Origin of the sequence: Chryseobacterium sp. G0162 (assembly GCF_003815715.1) — a bacterium.
Lineage (GTDB): Bacteria > Bacteroidota > Bacteroidia > Flavobacteriales > Weeksellaceae > Chryseobacterium.
Genome location: NZ_CP033922.1, coordinates 1,125,790 through 1,142,807 on the forward strand (window position 1 = coordinate 1,125,790; position 17,018 = coordinate 1,142,807).

At 35.7% G+C, this 17,018-nt stretch carries 19 protein-coding genes; all 19 read right to left on the reverse strand.

Annotated features, from left to right (window positions below):
• Position 1 precedes the first annotated feature (1 nt).
• The 19 genes from EG344_RS05140 to EG344_RS05230 all read right to left on the reverse strand — a co-directional run bounded on the left by EG344_RS05140 (position 2) and on the right by EG344_RS05230 (position 17,008).
• Positions 2-1,993, reverse strand: coding sequence for a type IV secretion system DNA-binding domain-containing protein (locus EG344_RS05140; protein ID WP_123908612.1), 1,992 nt, complete (start codon positions 1,991-1,993; stop codon positions 2-4).
• A complete protein-coding gene (locus EG344_RS05145) occupies positions 1,993-2,283 on the reverse strand; it encodes a hypothetical protein (protein WP_123908613.1) in 291 nt (96 codons plus the stop codon). The genes EG344_RS05140 and EG344_RS05145 overlap by 1 nt, the downstream gene beginning before the upstream one ends.
• Before the next feature lie 77 nt (positions 2,284-2,360).
• The gene (locus EG344_RS05150) at positions 2,361-3,230 is read right to left on the reverse strand and encodes a DUF4138 domain-containing protein (protein ID WP_123908614.1); all 870 of its coding nucleotides are present in this window, start codon (positions 3,228-3,230) and stop codon (positions 2,361-2,363) included.
• A 4-nt stretch (positions 3,231-3,234) separates the two neighbouring features.
• On the reverse strand, positions 3,235-4,443 hold the full coding sequence (gene traM, locus EG344_RS05155) for a conjugative transposon protein TraM (protein ID WP_123911759.1): 1,209 nt from the start codon (positions 4,441-4,443) through the stop codon (positions 3,235-3,237).
• Positions 4,439-4,792: a hypothetical protein gene (locus tag EG344_RS05160; protein WP_123908615.1), complete on the reverse strand. Its 354-nt coding sequence runs from the start codon at positions 4,790-4,792 to the stop codon at positions 4,439-4,441. Before EG344_RS05160 ends, traM begins: the two co-directional genes overlap by 5 nt.
• Positions 4,793-4,794: 2 nt before the next feature.
• Positions 4,795-5,409 carry a conjugative transposon protein TraK gene (gene traK, locus EG344_RS05165; protein WP_123908616.1) on the reverse strand — a complete coding sequence of 205 codons (615 nt, stop codon included), beginning with the start codon at positions 5,407-5,409 and terminating at the stop codon, positions 4,795-4,797.
• A gap of 18 nt (positions 5,410-5,427) precedes the next feature.
• Positions 5,428-6,663, reverse strand: coding sequence for a hypothetical protein (locus EG344_RS05170; RefSeq protein ID WP_123908617.1), 1,236 nt, complete (start codon positions 6,661-6,663; stop codon positions 5,428-5,430).
• Between the two features lie 2 nt (positions 6,664-6,665).
• A complete protein-coding gene (locus tag EG344_RS05175) occupies positions 6,666-7,496 on the reverse strand; it encodes a hypothetical protein (protein ID WP_116037063.1) in 831 nt (276 codons plus the stop codon).
• A gap of 6 nt (positions 7,497-7,502) precedes the next feature.
• Entirely contained in the window at positions 7,503-8,171 is a 669-nt protein-coding gene (locus EG344_RS05180) for a hypothetical protein (protein ID WP_116037061.1), read from the reverse strand.
• 98 nt (positions 8,172-8,269) lie between these two features.
• Positions 8,270-8,956 carry a hypothetical protein gene (locus EG344_RS05185; RefSeq protein ID WP_116037060.1) on the reverse strand — a complete coding sequence of 229 codons (687 nt, stop codon included), beginning with the start codon at positions 8,954-8,956 and terminating at the stop codon, positions 8,270-8,272.
• Between the two features lie 11 nt (positions 8,957-8,967).
• Positions 8,968-9,621: a hypothetical protein gene (locus EG344_RS05190; protein WP_123908618.1), complete on the reverse strand. Its 654-nt coding sequence runs from the start codon at positions 9,619-9,621 to the stop codon at positions 8,968-8,970.
• Positions 9,608-12,676: a TraG family conjugative transposon ATPase gene (locus EG344_RS05195; RefSeq protein ID WP_123908619.1), complete on the reverse strand. Its 3,069-nt coding sequence runs from the start codon at positions 12,674-12,676 to the stop codon at positions 9,608-9,610. Before EG344_RS05195 ends, EG344_RS05190 begins: the two co-directional genes overlap by 14 nt.
• Positions 12,648-12,962 (reverse strand): DUF4133 domain-containing protein, encoded by a 315-nt coding sequence (locus EG344_RS05200; protein WP_123908620.1) that lies wholly within the window; start codon positions 12,960-12,962, stop codon positions 12,648-12,650. Before EG344_RS05200 ends, EG344_RS05195 begins: the two co-directional genes overlap by 29 nt.
• A gap of 1 nt (position 12,963) precedes the next feature.
• A complete protein-coding gene (locus EG344_RS05205) occupies positions 12,964-13,284 on the reverse strand; it encodes a DUF4134 domain-containing protein (RefSeq protein WP_379883807.1) in 321 nt (106 codons plus the stop codon).
• Positions 13,285-13,419: 135 nt separating this feature from the next.
• Positions 13,420-14,013 carry a hypothetical protein gene (locus EG344_RS05210; RefSeq protein ID WP_123908621.1) on the reverse strand — a complete coding sequence of 198 codons (594 nt, stop codon included), beginning with the start codon at positions 14,011-14,013 and terminating at the stop codon, positions 13,420-13,422.
• Between the two features lie 34 nt (positions 14,014-14,047).
• The gene (locus tag EG344_RS05215) at positions 14,048-14,743 is read right to left on the reverse strand and encodes a ParA family protein (RefSeq protein ID WP_123908622.1); all 696 of its coding nucleotides are present in this window, start codon (positions 14,741-14,743) and stop codon (positions 14,048-14,050) included.
• 48 nt (positions 14,744-14,791) lie between these two features.
• Complete coding sequence (locus EG344_RS05220) at positions 14,792-16,288, reverse strand: relaxase/mobilization nuclease domain-containing protein (protein ID WP_123908623.1); 1,497 nt, start codon at positions 16,286-16,288, stop codon at positions 14,792-14,794.
• Complete coding sequence (locus tag EG344_RS05225; protein ID WP_123908624.1) at positions 16,285-16,647, reverse strand: hypothetical protein; 363 nt, start codon at positions 16,645-16,647, stop codon at positions 16,285-16,287. The genes EG344_RS05220 and EG344_RS05225 overlap by 4 nt, the downstream gene beginning before the upstream one ends.
• A gap of 37 nt (positions 16,648-16,684) precedes the next feature.
• On the reverse strand, positions 16,685-17,008 hold the full coding sequence (locus EG344_RS05230; RefSeq protein WP_116037051.1) for a bacteriophage spanin2 family protein: 324 nt from the start codon (positions 17,006-17,008) through the stop codon (positions 16,685-16,687).
• Positions 17,009-17,018 lie beyond the last annotated feature (10 nt).

A 17,018-nucleotide genomic window follows, 5' to 3' on the forward strand; every position in this document is an offset into this window, starting at 1 on the left:
TTTATGCAGCGTTGATATTTTCATTCACAATGAGTTCCACTTCTTTGTTGATCTTTCTAAAGTTGGTCATCAGCACTTCTTCTTTGCGGTTAGCTCCTTTTTTATCTAGAAAAGAGTAATAAGTGGGCATTTTAACATAGTTTTTTTCTTCTTCCTGAATCGCTTTCATATCTAAATTAATTTTACCGCTAACTGCAGAAGTTTTATATTCCTCAGCATCGTTTTCTTCTCCCTGCGCTATCATTCCAACCATTTCTCCGGTTTTCAAGGCCGCAATTTTTCCGGCAGGAATCATATTGTCCATTTTTTCATTGATACTGGTGGTAGTCCCTTGCTGGGAAATGGATTGGGAGTATGATTTCTGTTTAATTTTCCCAAATAGTTTTTCCAACCAATCCAATGTATTTTTGTCTCTGGCAGAACCGGAAAGAACATTTCCAACAATGGCAGATATCGTATCTGCAACTTCTTTTTTGTAGAACTGTCTGAGCTGCGGAATTTCCTGAAGTCCAAGCATTACAGCAACCCTGTTGCTTCTTGCAGTTGCCACGATGTTATCAATTTTGTGGATATAGATGGTGGGAAACTCATCAGCTATAATGCCTCCGGGTAAATTGTGTTTGGAGTTGATCAATCTTAAAGTCCTGTTTAATACAGAAGAATACAATGCAGAATTAATATCCTGTGTTCCCGGGTCTGATGCCAGAATAATAATGGAAGGATTATCTCTGTCGGTTATCTTCAATTCTACTTCATCTCCGGAAAACACCCAGAAACTTTCTTTAGTAGCCAATCGGGAAAGGAATATTTTCAAGGTTCCGATTTGTCCTTCTAATTGGTCAAATGCTTTATTGTCATAAGCCGTCTTGAAAGGTGACAGCAAAGAAAAAATTTCTTCATTTGTAAAAAGAGTATCGAAAATCTCTTTGTAACTCCTGTTCATAAAGGAAAGAATGTGGGGCAGATCAGAATATTTTCCGTTTTCGAATGTTGCAAAAAAATAAATGCAGGACGAAAGGAAATTGATCGCAGATTGGGTAAAGAAAGCTTCAGAACCACCTCCGGAACTGGAACCACCCTTTTGCAAAGATGAAACCATCGATTCTGCCATTTCCTGGGCTTCTGCTAAAGTTTGAATGTACTTTTTATGAAACGGATTTACTCTTTTTGATTTTTCCACCTCGTTCAGATTAATGACGTGGAAATTGTAATGATAATCTGATTCTTTACTTTTTTTCAACAAGTAATGATAGTATGCAATCTGTGCCAAATCCGGAAACTTAAAATCATAAATACAAAGACAGAAATCTTTTGATATCATCTGTCTTATAGCAGGATTGATGACTCCGAAAGATTTTCCGCTTCCCGGTGTTCCGATGACCATTGTTCCCCTAAAGGGATTTATGTTCATCCAACCTTTATTGCTTTTGTTTTTGTAACGGAACAAATATGGGATATTGATTGTAAAATCCGATGTTACCAATTCCTGATTTTGGTCGAAAGATTCTTCTTCAACATTCCATCGGTCTTTTCCCATTTTTTGCTGCATCAGTTTTGAGATACTGTCTGCTCCCATTTGAAGGATAACGGCTCCTAAAAAAGAAAGAACAGCATAAATTACCTGATAGAGATTGAAGCCTGGAAATACTTTGGGAAGCTTCGCATTTCCTGCCTCATTTTGCCATATCAGCGAAGAGAAAATTATCAGCAATCCCAAAGTCATAGGAACGATAATTTCTGTAGCAACATTGAGGTCTTTCTTTTTCTTGGCTTTTGTACCAATCGCAACTAATCCTATCAAAATCAAGGTTGCAAATTTGGCATTGATAGGTGGGTGGATAAAGCTCAGCTTTGAAAAATTTTTCAACAAGTTGGATACTACCGGAACATCAGCATTAAAGTAGAAAAGCGAAGCACAATCGAGTGCAACGACTGCATAAACTGCTTTTTGTAAAAAGCCATAGATCTTGATTTGATGTTGTTGTTCTTGCATTATGAATAATTTTCGAAATATTGATTAAGTAATTTGTGTTCTTCTAATAGGTTACTGTGCAGCTTTTGTTGCTGTTCCTGCAATTTTTTCTGCTGTTCCTGTATTTCAATAAGATTGGAATTCAACAGATTCAATTGATTAATTAGTTCATTTGCTCTTTTTTCGACACTTTCGATAATGTATAAGCGACCTGCCTCTTCAGATATTTTCTCATACCAATCTTTAAGATTTAATAGCCTTTCATAGTCATTGATGAGCACTTTTCGCTTTTTATCGAAAATGATTATCATAACAGACTGGTAGGTAAATATTATTAGAATGAGTGCGAAGCACAGTATAATTGAAGAATTTTTCATTGTATTAATAATTAGAAGGTATCAGCTTTAAGAATTTCAGAATAGTTCACCTTCATTTCAATGGCGCGTCCAGAGAGTTGCTCTTCAATGAGACGAATCATCATTACTTTGCTATTTGGATAAGTGAATTTTTTGAAAACATAGATGTTCCTGAAATTTTTTTTGAAGTGTTTTTGAGGATTGAGTTCTAAAATGGGAGTCAGATCTACACTTTGGTTATTGGTTGCTTTGTGGATTTTCTTGTCTTCTAATGAGAATTTCAAATCCTCAATATCATAGCTCAGATTAGAATTGTTTTTGATGGTCATATCTAAAAAGATATAATCACTGATCACATAGACATTATTGAGCTGAAAGCTGAGTTTTAGATTTTTCTCTTCTCTAATCGGATTTTTCTCAGATTTTTTTTGAATAATATCCATCGCAAATTTCCGCAATTCAAGATTTGAGAAAACCATTTTATCAAACTCTATGGGCTGCATCGCTTCGGGTTGAATGTGGATGTTTGTAATAGTGTTTAGATTATCTTGGTTTCTGTACACTACTTTGTATTGTGCTATGAAAGATTGAGCAACAACGGTTATCACTCCGATTTTATCTCCATTACAAAGAAGCGATGGTATTTTGACTTTTCCTTTTTCGTCAGAATCAGGATTGTCTGTGATTTTTATTCTGGCAATATTAGTAGCTGGTAAATCTCCAGTCAGTTTTTCTGTTGACAGATCTACATATTGAATTGGTTCCGGTGAAATAATATGCAGGTTGATACCTTCAGTAATTTCAATCTCCGGTAAATCGGAAATAATCTGTTCTTTAGTTGCAGTTTGTGCAGTTAAAAAATTTGACACCAATAGTAAAAGGATATATAAAGTAAGTTTCATTGTTTTATTTTTTTTGTTGGTTTTGTGAATCTTTCAGTTGTTTTTCATCGATTAAAAAGACGTAAGAATTGTATTTCAATTTCGCTTTGTTCTCTTTGATCAGGTTAGCAATAGATTTGGATGTTGATGTAAAAAGGCTGGTTCCGATGCTTGAGAAGAATCCTTTTCCGCCCATATCCATCTGAGTTCCCTGTACGGAGTTACTTCCCATTTCCCGCATCATATCTCTGAAAACACTTTGCGGAACGTACAATCCTTTCATCCCGTCAACATCATAAATCGAAAGATTGACTGGATAGATTTCTCCTTTTGTCAATACAGATACAATATTGAGATTGACTCTCTGCATTGAAAATCCTGAGATTTGTCCGTATAATATCGAACCCTTTCCTATTTTTTTGTTTCCAACAAAGATGTCTTCCAACAATCGAAATCTGATCCGGCTTCCTAAAAATCCTTTGTTGTTTTCATCAATCACTGCTTTGATAAAGCTGTTTTCTTTCTCCTTATAGAAAGCATTGAAACCACTGTTGATTCCGGATTTGCTCACATTGAAAGTTGAATTAAGAAAATCTTCCATTTTCTCTTTATTGGACTTCAGTTTTTGTTCTGCTGCGAGTTTACTTTGGTACTCAGGATCACGGGATTTTTCTAAAGAATCCATTACCAGCATTTGTTCCTTGAGATATTTTACAGGGTCAGGTTGGGCGGTCTGAGGTTTTTCTTTTTGAAAATCAGCATATTTATTACCTTCATTTCCGTAGGATTTTTCATTCAGCATTTTGATGATTTCTGTAGATCTATTGTAATCTTTATCGTCCCTCTGCGGTTGATTTGGCTTGTAATAGGAGGATTGATTTCCTTTCGCCTCATATTGATTTTGTCTGCCATTGACTGCTTTTAATGAATCTATTTTCCTTTTTTGTGCTAAGGACAATTGATCATCATAGTTCAGTAAACTATCCTCTTCTTTGTCCAAACCACCAAGCATCGTTCTGTTGTCCTCTTTTTTGAAAAACGCATCGTACGCATCATTTTTGGTCATAATGGAATCCTGCGTATCGCCCAGTGAAAGAGACAATTCTTTTGGTTTATCTTTTTCAGACGTGTCTTCTTTGACAAACTGCGCTCCTACATAGCCGAAAAGAAAAAGAAACGGTAAAGCCAGAAGTGGCAAAACATATTTTTTTTCTTTAAAATTTATTTTTTTAATGTCCATATTTTAATTTTTGGTATTGGTTAAACAGGTAGTCAATTCGTAAGCTGTCTTCTTTTTTCAGAGTGTTTTGGTCTCTTTTCACTTTTAAAGCTTTCAGTTCGTTCACTATTTTCTCCATTTCTTTATCATTGTTGACTGATAAATTTTGACTCATCTTACTCTTAGAATAGAGGACCGGAGGTCTTATTTTAAATGCTGTTTCGGAAGGGAAAAAGATACCTTGAATTAGAGACCCTATAAACGAAACCGACAGTAAAATCATTAAATAGGTGAAGAATTTCTTTGGATTTTGAACTGCCCATTGTAGCCACTTCTGAGCCTTTTGTTTTAATGTAGTTTCCATTTTTAGTAAGAGTTTTTATTTTGATTGGATAGTTCTTCGTTATTGATGATCCGCCAGTTTTTAAGAATCACGCCGTGAGGATTATTTGGACTTCGGATGATGTCTTCAAAGAAACCTTCGGTGATGAGCTTTCTGGTAATGACAGAAGATTTTCTTGTGATCATTTGTTTCCCGAAAAAAGAGAATTTCTTCTGTTCCATATTCAGGGCGATAGAATCGGTATGAATACTGACCATCGAACTGGCGGCAATGATCTGATTATAAAAACCTTTTTCCTTTAAATTCGTATATTCTTTTTTCCCGCTGTCATCAATGAGATACAATGACTTTTGAATATTATCCTTGATATAAGTATCATCGGGTGCGAGCGTGAAAAACAATCGGTGGAATAATTCAATTTGAGCTTTATATTCAACAGGTCGGTTCAACAAGACATCTGTTTGCTTGGCAAGAACCGGAACACCATTGTCTAAAATGTAAATTGATTTTCTGGAATCCTCGATCATTCTGTAAGCAAAGAAAAACCCTGCAATGACAATGAAAACGGCAAAAGCAATGGTTGAGATTGAAATAATCTTGTTGATTTTAATTCTTTGTTCTATGTTTTTAATAAGCATTTGTGGTGTTTTTTGTGATTATTTTCCGTTTTTCATCGCTTCCTTTACCCTTCCCGAAGCGGAACCTGCTGCTGCACTTGCTGCTACTGAAGCACCTCCTGTTTTTGCAGCCAAGATTGCTGTCTTTGCACTACTCGCCATTTTTCCTGCGGCACTTTTCATTTTCGTCATTGCTCCGGCTCCTCCTGCTGAAACAATACTGTCGGCAATAGTTGGAGTCATTAAAACCCCGATGCCTGTTACAACATAGGCAACACAGGTAAAGAGCTGGTTATAGATCATTCCCGAATTACTCACATAGACCATTAAAGCGTCTAAGTTGGTAATGGTTCCATTGGATAATAAGGTATCATATCTTTCGATCTCCATTGTGTAACCGGAAGCGATAAGTTGCTGACCGATATTGATTACGGTATAGGCAACAAAAGTGTAAAGATTAATGTTGATGAATTTGGAGACCCAACTGTATAATGAATTTTCAAATCCGGGAATCAATGCCATTCCAACAGCTATAGGACCTAGAATTATTAATATATAAGCCCATATTTTTTGAATGAAGAAAATAAGATAGACACAAATCCGAAGAATAGAAAGGCAACAAAATTCAATAAGTTCCGCGACTAATTTTTGCATTTGAAACTCCATCCTGATAGACCATTCTTTGATAGGCTGTATTAATTTATCCAATCCCTCACTGATGTCAAACCATGAATTATCGGCATCTTCAGTAGTGTTCTCAATGACTTCCTGCTTCGCATCTTCTTCCGCTTTCAGTTTTATGACGGCATCGAGTAATTGTTGCTGCTTTTTAAATCTCTCAACACGTAAGTCGTTAACTTCAGATTCTATTTCGCTGAAAATTGAGATTCCGGGTTCGGCAATGGCTTCAAATGGTGCTTGAATCATACTGACAAATCCGCTCCAGTAAACAAGGGTAAATCCTATAAGGATTGGTTTCAGCATCGGTGTGATTTCCCATTCTCTATCTCCGGCTGCCATTTGCCAGCCCATATATCCGAGGTACATCAGAGCGCCTAAACCGCCAATTGCTTTACCTACCAAAGCAGATCCTGCAGCACTTTCTTGTACTCTGTTATCAAGCTTTGTAAAAACCTCCATAAACCATTTCTCAAAAGCACCGTCACCTTTTAAAAATTGGAGTAGATTGCTATAATCGCCGTCTGTTTGGGCGAAACCCATAGCAGGTAAAAGAATTGCTAATAAGCAAAAAGTTAATGTTATCGTTTTATTCATTTTTAAAATCGGTGTTTATAATGATTCATCATATTATGAACAATTTGTTGGTCTGATGCCGGTGTCCACGCAGGTGGCAAAGCATAATTTGAATGGTTTTTCAGAATATTCTTGTAATCTGTAAGAAGTGTTGTCTTGTTATTGTGCTTCCTTAATTCCGTTACAAATTTTCTCCACTTGATGAGGGTTTGGTGGTACATTATGAATCGTTTTCCTCTTGGCATATCCATACTTCTGGACATTGAATATTTTTCTTTGATTAAATCCAGTTCTTCCTGAAGTCTTTTTATTGTTCCTGTTGTGCTGAGCGTTTCAAACGTTTGTTGGTCTTTCAATCTCCATTCAATAAAATTTTGTGGATGGTCGGGGAATTCTGTAATTGGTTTTAGCATTCTTTTGTAATACAGCAACCAAAGTGGGTCTGCGTCAACGGTGGCGGAAGTCCAATGGGCAAAATCCTGAACGCTTCTTTTATGGATGGTGTCCGAAGCGGCTTTTATTTTTTTTGCTTCTTCTTCCTGAAATTTTAATTGAGCGAATCTTTGATTTTGCACCCCTGTCGGTTTTAATGGTCTAATGTCTTCACCATTTTTATAATCCCTGTTGATTTTTGGAGACCACAACCCCCAAACCGTTGCATAAGCAAAATTGGTTTGGATGCCTAAAAAATATTTTGGATAAGGTCTCCAATCTCCCCAATCTTGAAAGACCATTCTTTTATGTTGAGCAACAATGGAAGGGTCATTTAATCTCTTGACGCTGAATTGTCCAGAGAGTGCAACTGTCAAGAGTAAAAGTGGTAGGATGCTTATTTTTTTTACTAAATTTTTCATGATGTTTTAATTAAAGATGTGATTGAATTTCGTAATGATGTCGCCAACAATGGCCTTGTCTATATTGATGTAGTTGCGGAGAACAGGAACTTGATACAGGTAGGGAATTTTCTTAGCATTCTCTAATCGCAGATTGATGTATAAAATATTTCCATTGATATTTCTGACACGGGTAAAGATCTTTTCAATCAGCATTTCTCTATCCATTGCATCCATCAGAAAATCTTTGTCCTCTTTGAGAATATCCTGAGTAACTTCCTGTTGAAGCTTCATCGTCTGCTTCCCTATTTCAACATAATATTTTGAAATGAGTACCGAATATTCAGGATGCTGTGCGGATAGATCCAGCATTTTATTGGAGTTCGTCACGATTTTACCCAAATACTGATAGAGGTAGATAAGTTTTTTACTCTGGGTAAGTGCTGAATTAACATTTTTCAGCTGTTGATAGATGTACTCCTGAATGGCTATGATCTGTGTTATCTTATTGTTGATATCGTCATACAATTCTTTTTGCTTTTCGTACGAATCCAAAAAAGTTTGTTCGCTTGCTAATCTAACTCCGTGATTGACGGTGATCTGTGACAGAAGTTTATCATTAATTACTATTTGCTGGCTATCAACAGTGATTCCTGAAAGTACCAACATTCCAAAGGCTACTATTTTTTTGCTCATATTGTTATTATTTTTTCATTATGAAATTTGCGAATACATTGGGGGCTGCCGAATCTTCGATTTCATCGACTGAAAGGAAATAATCTTCGATTTCAATTCTAAAAGGATTTGATGTTATCCATTATGCTTTCAACTACTTGCTTATCCCTATTGACATAATATTGAAAGGCTCTTTTGTTACGTTTTACTTTGGCCTTAATATCTCTTATCTTCAAAAGCATGTGTGTGGAATTCCTGCTCAATGTTTTTACTTCGCCTAAAGCATAGTCCAATAATACTTTACGTTCTGATTTTTCCATTTGGTTAACTGCCCCATAAGAAATTACGATTCCCATTACGAGCCTTGTTACCATTTGCAGGTCATCTACAAACTGAACTTGAGAAGGCAAAACGGCTACAATGGAATAAGGAGCATCGTTTATTTCATTGATAATAGCAGTTTGATTGTTTGTTATTTTTGTTATTTCCCTGCTCATTGCTATTCCGGTTGGTATGGCTTGAATGGCAAATGAAACAATTCGCAATCTGTCCTGAACTTTGGTAATCTTATCTTTGAATTGGTTCCATTGGGTTCTGTTGGCTGTTTCTACAGTAGCATTCGCAATTTGCTTTTGCCGCATTTCTTTTTGCCTGTCGTGCTCTTTCATTGTGGCATTGATTTCTATATCCATCATCGGAAAGGAAACATTTTCCTGTTGCCATGCTGGTGTAGAACCACCACCGGAAGATGTCAATACGAAGTAAGCGGTCAGAATAAATAAGCTTACAAGAATTCTTCTTCTCATAATAGAAAAATTTAAAAATTCCGTTTATACCTGTTCATTATGTTTTCAACAATACCTTTGTCGGTGTTGATATACCCTGCAAATGGATTAATAGAATTCCAGAATCCTAATCGGTTTGCTTTTTCCAGTCGTAATTTTATCGCCAAAAGCCAAAGCTTCAGATTTTTGACATTACCGGAAATATTATGCAGAATTTTATATCGATCTCCGGCAGTAGCCAGATTCAGCTGTCCGGAGGCGAGAATGTCAGAAACATCGGTCACAATCTTTAAACTTTGCTCATAGGTTTTTTGTGAAGCCTTAACTCCAAAAATGGCATATTCCGGATGTTCTGATGCCAATTGTACTACTTGTGAGGAATAATTATAGCATTTATTGAGTTCTGAGTAGATCTCCTGTGCTTGGATTCCATTTTGTAAAGTGCCGGAAACCTCTTTTAAACCCCTCAGAATTTTATTCTGAATGTCATTAGCTGCCACCATCTGTGTTCCGACCCAGGTTTGTGCATCTTTTAACTTTGAAGTTTCCTCAATGACTTCGTTTTGTTTGGCTTTTAGATTTTCAGAATAGAGAATCATTGCCGCCGTTACTGTGGGGTCGATGTAAGTGTTTTGTGAATAGAGGAAATTTCCAAAACCTAAAAATAAAATGCTAAATTTTTTCATATCGTTGTTTATTTATTAATTCTGAAAAACTGATATTCTGGTCTTCTAATTCCTGTGTGATAGTCTTGAAAACATTCTTCCCTATGTGTTCTTTTTTCATCATTCTGTAGAAAGAATTGATTTTATCATCCAATGGATTTTGATATAAGTTCACGAGTGACACTAAGTTTTCCAGACTGTCTCCGAAGGTTTTGAGATCACCAACTATTTTGCGTAGTGCTTCATCATAGTCACCGTAACGGTGAACATAATACTCCACTGCTGATTTCTCCGGTTTTTCTGTGGTATAGGTGAGATATTGCTCCAATGAAACCTCATTTCCATAGACTTCTCCTTTTGAACCTCTCTTTAAATAGAATTCTTTAAATCGGCTTCTCCCGAATTTGTTGTTGAGATTGTTGATGGTAAAAATCTTGTTTTGCTCTACTTTATTGAGTGATAGCAATGAAGCTATTTTATCAAAGTTGTCTTTGAACTTCGTCTGGTCAAGCAATATAAAAGTGTCCGAATTATTGATAATTGAATCTTTGACCACCGCATTGCCAATAATATCATCCAATTCCTGCGTTACCACCACCGCTTCTCCCCAAAATTTCCTCACCGTTTTGTATAAATAAAGAATGTAGCCTCCCATCAGTTTACTCGCAATTGCCTTCCACGCTTCTTCGATGATGAGTGCTTTTCTGCGGTCTTTTCTTAACCTCATTTTCTGAATAAAGGTGTCCATAATAATGAGCGTGACAATCGGAAACAGTTTCGGATTATCCTTAACATTATCAATTTCAAAAACGATGAAAGATTCGTCGAACAGCGTATTATCTGCACTTTCATTGAGCGTTGTTCCGTACCTTCCGCCTTTGTAAAAATCTTTCAGTACAAATAAAAAGGTGCGCAGATTAAACTCTTTCTCTATAATATTATGTTTTTTATTATTCAGGTAAATAGGAAGAAATTGATCGCAATAATCATAAAACCCATTGAAGGAAAGTTCTGTTACAACCAGCTTTTCTTCCAGTTCTTTTATTTTTCTGATAATGGCTTTTCTAAAGGATTCATTCCATTCTTCTGCTGATCTGGATTGCCTGATGATGTCATTCGACTTGATTAAAATCAACTGCGTTTCATTGTATATTTTCCTTCTTTCTTCATCGTTCAGCGTGTCATACGCTTCATACACTTTATAGAAGTTTTCGCTTTCATATTCCGGATTATTGATGTTCTTGTCAGGATGATAAAATTTCAATAATTTTCTTCCCGCTTCCTTTATTTCATCGGAACTGGCATCGAAAGTAATTCCCAAAATATCATAGTAAGTATGCTGTCCTTTGGTTTCGTTTTCATATTCAGAAAAAAGATCGTCTTCGTGAATGTTGTATTTACCCAGATAGAGAATGAGTTCTTCAGAAGTTTTATTTTCATACCACTCTGTTCCTGAGTTAAAATATTGATGGTAATAAGACATCAAAACATTATCTAAAACGGATTTTAGTGTTGATGACATTGAAGAATCCGGACCTTGCCAGATAAGGAAAATCAGGTTGGTTAAAAATTCTATTTTTTCGATATTAAATTCTTTCTTATCCATCAGAAAAGGATTCATCGTGATTGGTCTTTCTTCGGTGTATTGGATGTATCTTCCTCCTTTGTATTTGCAGGTTCCTGAATAAGAATCTCCTGTATCGACAATGACCACATCATAATTGTAGGTCAAATACTGCTCGATAATATTGTTCATCAGGAATGATTTCCCCGAACCGGAAGGTCCTAATACAAATTTGTTCCTGTTGTTTATTCTTCCCGTTTTCATCGGTAAATCCGAAGGATCTACTTTCAGCGGAACGCCTTGTCTGTCCGTAAATCTCATGTAGAAATTGGATTCTTCATTGACGGGGTAACTTTCTTTAAAAAAAAAACACAAGGCCGCTTCGCTTGTCGTCATAAATAGATCATACTCCCTGAGTTCTGTTCCATTTCCAGGAATTGCTGATCGCCAAAGTTCCAATTGGTTGTAGGCATTTTTGGAAACGATGATTCCTTTTGTGAACAGTTTATTTTCAATCATTGACTGAATATTTTCCATTTTCTCCAATGTTTCTGCGGAAAATAAGATTGAAAAATGGGCATTCACAACGAGCTGTCCATCAATGGCAATATTATGAAGCAGTGTCTGAATTTCATCTGCTATGATCGCGTTGGACGGAGAATTGTTGGCTGCTCCTTCGTGCTTTTTCTTTTTTTTATCCAGCTCCCTTTGCTGTTGTGCCTGAAGCGGAATCGTAATGATCTGGTTATAGACAATCGTTTCGTAGTCTTCCAGTTCATTGATAAAACTAAAATTATCAACTGCTGTCTCAGCTGCTGCACCGTTACCGCCGAGAACAGAATAAGGCTCAATTTCTGAAGGCAAATCAATATTTTCTACATCCACGTAGGAGATGTTTTTTACAAACCTGTTTCCAATCTGCAGAAATTCGTTGGTGCTTTTGATATTATCAAATGTTGGAGATTCGGTAAACTGCATCGACAAAACTCCCGAAATGTAGTACTCAAAATCTCTCTCAAATAAAAACTCAGGTTCGCAATTATTCTGTTTCAAAAGCATCAATACTTTCTGGCATTTGTCCCGTAGCTCTTTATAGCTTTTTTCAGAGAAATTGTAATGCTTTCTTTTCTTTTTCAGCTTATCATCAATAATATCGGTAAAGAACAGAACCGTTTCAATGGTCTTGAAAAGCCTGCCGTCAAAATGTTCCGAATATTTTTGTTGTAGAAATTGGTTTGATTGTTCAGCGGTGTATCTTTTTTTAGAAAAAATATCGAGCTTCTGAACAATTCTTCCTTCTCCAATAATCGATACAACCTGATTTAAAACCGTGTGGAAATTGAGATAGCTATCCGGGTCTGCTGAATATTGCTCAACAATATTTTTAATCTTGATGCCAATAATGGGATTCCCGTATTGTCCGAAAAGAACATCAAAATCCCAATTGAAATCCTTTCCATAATCATATCCGATAAATGGAATGCTAAATGCCTGTTTTTTTGTTTTTGCCATTCTTTAAAAGTTTATTACTGTCTAACCTTTTTGGAAAAATTAAGATATGATCGAAGTTTTTGGTTTTGTCATACAAACCATATTTGTCCTGTCTTTTGAAAATGAGATAAACCCCGCCTGCGGTGACTGCAAGACCAAGTAAAGAGCCTAAGAGACCGAACTTCGAGAGCACCAATGCTGAAATGACCCCGCCTCCGATGACACCGACTGCGTAAAAGATGTATTTTCCTTTAAGCCCGAAGAATACAAGGGGCTTTTTCAGCCCCTTATAAAGGTAGAATCCCATACTAGGCAAAGAATGCGGTTACGAATTCCGGAACTACAATCAAGAAGATCATTGCTCCTCCATAACCAAGGATCTCTTTGTTGACGTCCTGGTCACCATTCGTCCATTTGTTATAAACCCGAAGACCTCCAATAAAACCGACCAATCCTCCTACTGCTTTCAAGATCAGCTTCACGGGGTCCCAATAATCTGTAATATCACTTGCTGCATTCGAGATCGCTGTTGCTCCTCCTTGTGCAAATGCGGGGGTTATTGCCATAATTGCCAAGGCTAGAGTTAGAACTTTTTTTGTTGTCACGTTTTTTGTGAAATAATTTTTCATCATAATTCAAAAAATTTATAAAGGGTTAATAATCAATTGAGTGTTAAATTTTGGGCATAGGAGTCCCGGACAACGGATGGAAATCCGCTGTTAAGTCTAATAATCAGTACGTTAGATTTTGGTTAAGTTGGCTAACTACATAATGGATTGATAAACTTTGTATCCGTCGTAGTTCGCAACCATTTGAACCAAGGTTTCAGAAAGATTCAGCATCGCCTTCCAATCTTTTATTCTCGAAGTTTCCTGGTCTGCACTAACCGTGATTGGGTTTTCGCTAATAACTTCGTTAGGTTTCTGATTTTCCTTTTCTGTTGATATTTTTTCCTTTTGGTCAAAATACTCTTCGCTTGATTCAGCATTTTCAGGATAAGGTTGGTTTTCAATTTCGGTAAAATCCTTTTTTGATGGATTGTCGAATTCATCCAGATCTTGTTCAGATTCAAATTGTTCCCTCAAATACTCAAGATCTTGTCTTTCTTCATTTCCTCCAGTGATATCAGAATGGATTGGATTTTTATTAAAGGATTTGGGAGTGTTGAGATTTTCTACATCTTCAATCCCTACATTTTTAGTAAGATCTTCGTACTGTTCGGAAATTTCGGACAAGGAAAATTCCTTAGTCTCTTGTTTATAACTTTTTTTTTCTTTCTTCAGAAACAGATCGTATACAATGTTACCTGCATAATACATCAGATAAACAGCCAGAATGGTAAGTGAGATTTTTATCATTTTTTATTGATTTAGTTGTCAGTCAATCGTTGTTTTATGTTGGTATTGAATCTTTGATTTTTTCCTTCTTTTTAATTACTTGTATCTTGATTTTTGAGCTTTCATTGATGTATTTTATAAGTTCATCGAATGTATGTTCTACTGCATATTTTTGTTTGCTTATGAGGCTTCTGGTATTAATAGTTTGTAGGCAGTTTCTTTTGAATACCGGACTTGGCAGCAGCATTCCATATTTTGCGAGCTCAATGTCCATTGCTTCCTGATTCAGATACTTGTAACCTTTATCATATTTGGAACGAATAAATATTCTTTCGGCCTCACTTTCCAGTAGTCCCAGCATATTGATGAAGACCAAAGTCGATTTTACAGAAACATCGGAATATTCAAAAGGTGTTACGATAAAATCGCTGTAAATAAGCAGATCGCTATATTTCGCATCTAATGTTCCGGCCAAATCAAAGAGGTTGATCTCATCGCTTTCTTTTAAATTAATGAGAGTTTCAAAGTCTGAAAAAGGTTGTTTTTCTTCCTCGCCAATAATTTCTACATCGTACAATTTTGGAATGTCCAACAGCTCATCTTCTTTCCATTTGTGATAGAATGACTTCTGATAATCAAAATCGAAAACATTGAGTTTCCTATCTGAAAGTGCGGAAATGTAATTGGCAAAAGCGATGGCTAATGTCGTTTTTCCGGTTCCTCCTTTTTGGGTAGCAAATGTGATGATCATAGGTTTTAGTTGATTTTTATTGGACTGAAGATGATTTTTCCATCAACTTTATCGTCTCTTTTTGCGTCTTTTTTTGAGTTCATTTTCGGCAGGATCTTTTGCAGTTCCCGAACTTTTCATCAACTCAAAAAGCAGTGCGTTGACGGCTTTGTTTAATTCTGTTTTTTCATTATTTTCAGTCCGGTTTTCTGTCTGCACTTCATTTACTCTTATGGGATTCAGAAATTTTTGATATTCCTTTTCTCCGATTAACGGTTGAAGCTCACCCACGTAATGAAATCTGGTATGAACAGCATAAAGCTTTCCGTCTTCTGCAGTCGTTATAGAAATATCTTTTTTTTCATCATTTGTGTTTTTGTTATTTCTAATAAAATCCTTTACTTCAAAGTGGACTTTTCGATAGGTTTCCATATCCTTTTTACCCCGGTTTTTAAAAAGCATAAAGTCCTTGATCTCTGTTTCCGGTTTATTCTTATTAAAAAATTGAAGCAGGATCTTTTTTGATTCCTGGCTGCGAATATTATAATCCTTGAGTATTTCAAAAGTCTTCTTATCCAGCTTGTCAGAAGTAAATACAAACACTTCATTCATTTTCAGTAGATCACTACCTTTATATACTTTTTGTGTTTTATGGTCGATTACGGTGTAGCCGAAAGGATTTTTATCTTCTTCGTGATGAAAAACCATATCGATCCCGAAAACATCTTTCAGCTTTTTTTGGAGCTCGCTTTCAAAGGCAATCTTCATTTTTGAATCATTTCCTCCGTCAATAGTTCTCTCTTTTGAAAGCACTGCTTCATTTTTTCTATTATCCTCCACTTTAAAAACCTTGTTGGAATACAATTCTTTGTATTTGCTTAATATGGCTTTGATCTGCTTAGGCATTTTTTCATTTTTGCTGTTATCAAAAACAATCTGGTTTCCTGAAACTGTCTTCTGTATCACCCCGTTTTTTAAAATGTTAAAAGAATTTTCATCATTTGTGTTTTTGCCTATCTTGTAACCATTTCTGCTGAGTAAAATTTCCAACTGATTGAATGAACTTATTTTGTAGTTCAGCAGTTTTTCCAGTTCTTCTTCCGGTTTCTTACCATACAACTTTTCCATTGTAAAGCTTAATGCTTTTTGGGCTTTAAACCTTTCATAACTGTCACTGATCTTTTTCCCTGTCTGTTTATCAACCCGGGTTGAAACAATGTGTACGTGATTATTATCTGTATCCTTATGAAAAACCACGATGAAAGGCTGTTCGCCATATTTCATTTCATCCATAAAATTCTCAGCGATCTTAGTCAGCTCTTCCTTCGAATGTCCTTGAAATTTCGTAGAGATCATCGCGTGGAATTGAGGCTTTAATACTTTTTTGTTCCCAATCGAAATAGCTCTCAAATAGTTTCTTACTTCTTCCTTGCTGCTTGATTCGTTAATGAAGGAAGGAAAATTTTTCATCAGCATTAATTCTCCGGTTCCTTTGTCAATTTTCTTATCGTTATAATGAACTCCTGGAAAACTGGGACCTGCCGGATCCATTATCTTAACAATCATCTTGATAGCTTTGCATAGATTTTTGTAAATATTTCGTTCTGTTCTTTTTTCAGAATTACGATTTCTGATAACTTATCCGAAAAATTGCTGAGTTGACTTTCGCTGATAAACTTCTGACCATTTGCTATTTTTGCAACTTGATTGATATTATTTTCAATTTTTCCGAAGATGTTATCCTGTTTTTCAATGAACGCCAATACTTTTCGTCTCTCGTCATCCATCATTCTATTCTCTACAGAATTGATGATTAGACTAGTCAGGGAAATTTGTTTATTGGAACAGATTTTTCTCCAATCTTTCTTCTTTTCACTCTTAATTCTGAAAAAAATAACTTCATCTTTTTGCTCATCAATATTCATCTTTCAAATTCAAATCTGATTTTATAAATGTTGTTTTCTATATTGGAACAAAGATGACCGCCGCAATTGCCAGAATGCCCACAACAATGGAACTCACGACCTTTACTTTTTTCACTTCCCTGATTTGTTTTTTATCGATTGAGATAGTCTCTCCTTTCTTGGAAATGCCATAAATACTATTATTATCAATTGATGTGATTTTTATTTTGTGGATTTTTGCAGTAAAATCCTGAACTTCATATTTATGATTTATTTCTAAAGAATTATCTTTTAATGGTTTGCCCGGATTCGAAATAATAGCTCTACAAGATGTTAGCGAAAGGATAATTATTAGCAAGAAGGATTTAAAAAAGTTTTTCATAGTTTTATGA

Coding starts and splice junctions, on each gene's coding strand:
- EG344_RS05190 (WP_123908618.1), bottom strand. CDS start 9,621: ATGAAAAAATTTAGCATTTTATTTTTAGGTTTTGGAAATTTCCTCTAT.
- EG344_RS05195 (WP_123908619.1), bottom strand. CDS start 12,676: ATGGCAAAAACAAAAAAACAGGCATTTAGCATTCCATTTATCGGATAT.
- EG344_RS05175 (WP_116037063.1), bottom strand. CDS start 7,496: ATGAAAAATTTAGTAAAAAAAATAAGCATCCTACCACTTTTACTCTTG.
- EG344_RS05185 (WP_116037060.1), bottom strand. CDS start 8,956: ATGAGAAGAAGAATTCTTGTAAGCTTATTTATTCTGACCGCTTACTTC.
- EG344_RS05160 (WP_123908615.1), bottom strand. CDS start 4,792: ATGGAAACTACATTAAAACAAAAGGCTCAGAAGTGGCTACAATGGGCA.
- EG344_RS05220 (WP_123908623.1), bottom strand. CDS start 16,288: ATGATTGTTAAGATAATGGATCCGGCAGGTCCCAGTTTTCCAGGAGTT.
- EG344_RS05180 (WP_116037061.1), bottom strand. CDS start 8,171: ATGAGCAAAAAAATAGTAGCCTTTGGAATGTTGGTACTTTCAGGAATC.
- EG344_RS05230 (WP_116037051.1), bottom strand. CDS start 17,008: ATGAAAAACTTTTTTAAATCCTTCTTGCTAATAATTATCCTTTCGCTA.
- EG344_RS05200 (WP_123908620.1), bottom strand. CDS start 12,962: ATGGGATTCTACCTTTATAAGGGGCTGAAAAAGCCCCTTGTATTCTTC.
- EG344_RS05205 (WP_379883807.1), bottom strand. CDS start 13,284: ATGAAAAATTATTTCACAAAAAACGTGACAACAAAAAAAGTTCTAACT.
- EG344_RS05140 (WP_123908612.1), bottom strand. CDS start 1,993: ATGCAAGAACAACAACATCAAATCAAGATCTATGGCTTTTTACAAAAA.
- EG344_RS05210 (WP_123908621.1), bottom strand. CDS start 14,013: ATGATAAAAATCTCACTTACCATTCTGGCTGTTTATCTGATGTATTAT.
- EG344_RS05215 (WP_123908622.1), bottom strand. CDS start 14,743: ATGATCATCACATTTGCTACCCAAAAAGGAGGAACCGGAAAAACGACA.
- EG344_RS05145 (WP_123908613.1), bottom strand. CDS start 2,283: ATGATAATCATTTTCGATAAAAAGCGAAAAGTGCTCATCAATGACTAT.
- EG344_RS05150 (WP_123908614.1), bottom strand. CDS start 3,230: ATGAAACTTACTTTATATATCCTTTTACTATTGGTGTCAAATTTTTTA.
- traK (WP_123908616.1), bottom strand. CDS start 5,409: ATGCTTATTAAAAACATAGAACAAAGAATTAAAATCAACAAGATTATT.
- EG344_RS05225 (WP_123908624.1), bottom strand. CDS start 16,647: ATGAATATTGATGAGCAAAAAGATGAAGTTATTTTTTTCAGAATTAAG.
- EG344_RS05170 (WP_123908617.1), bottom strand. CDS start 6,663: ATGAATAAAACGATAACATTAACTTTTTGCTTATTAGCAATTCTTTTA.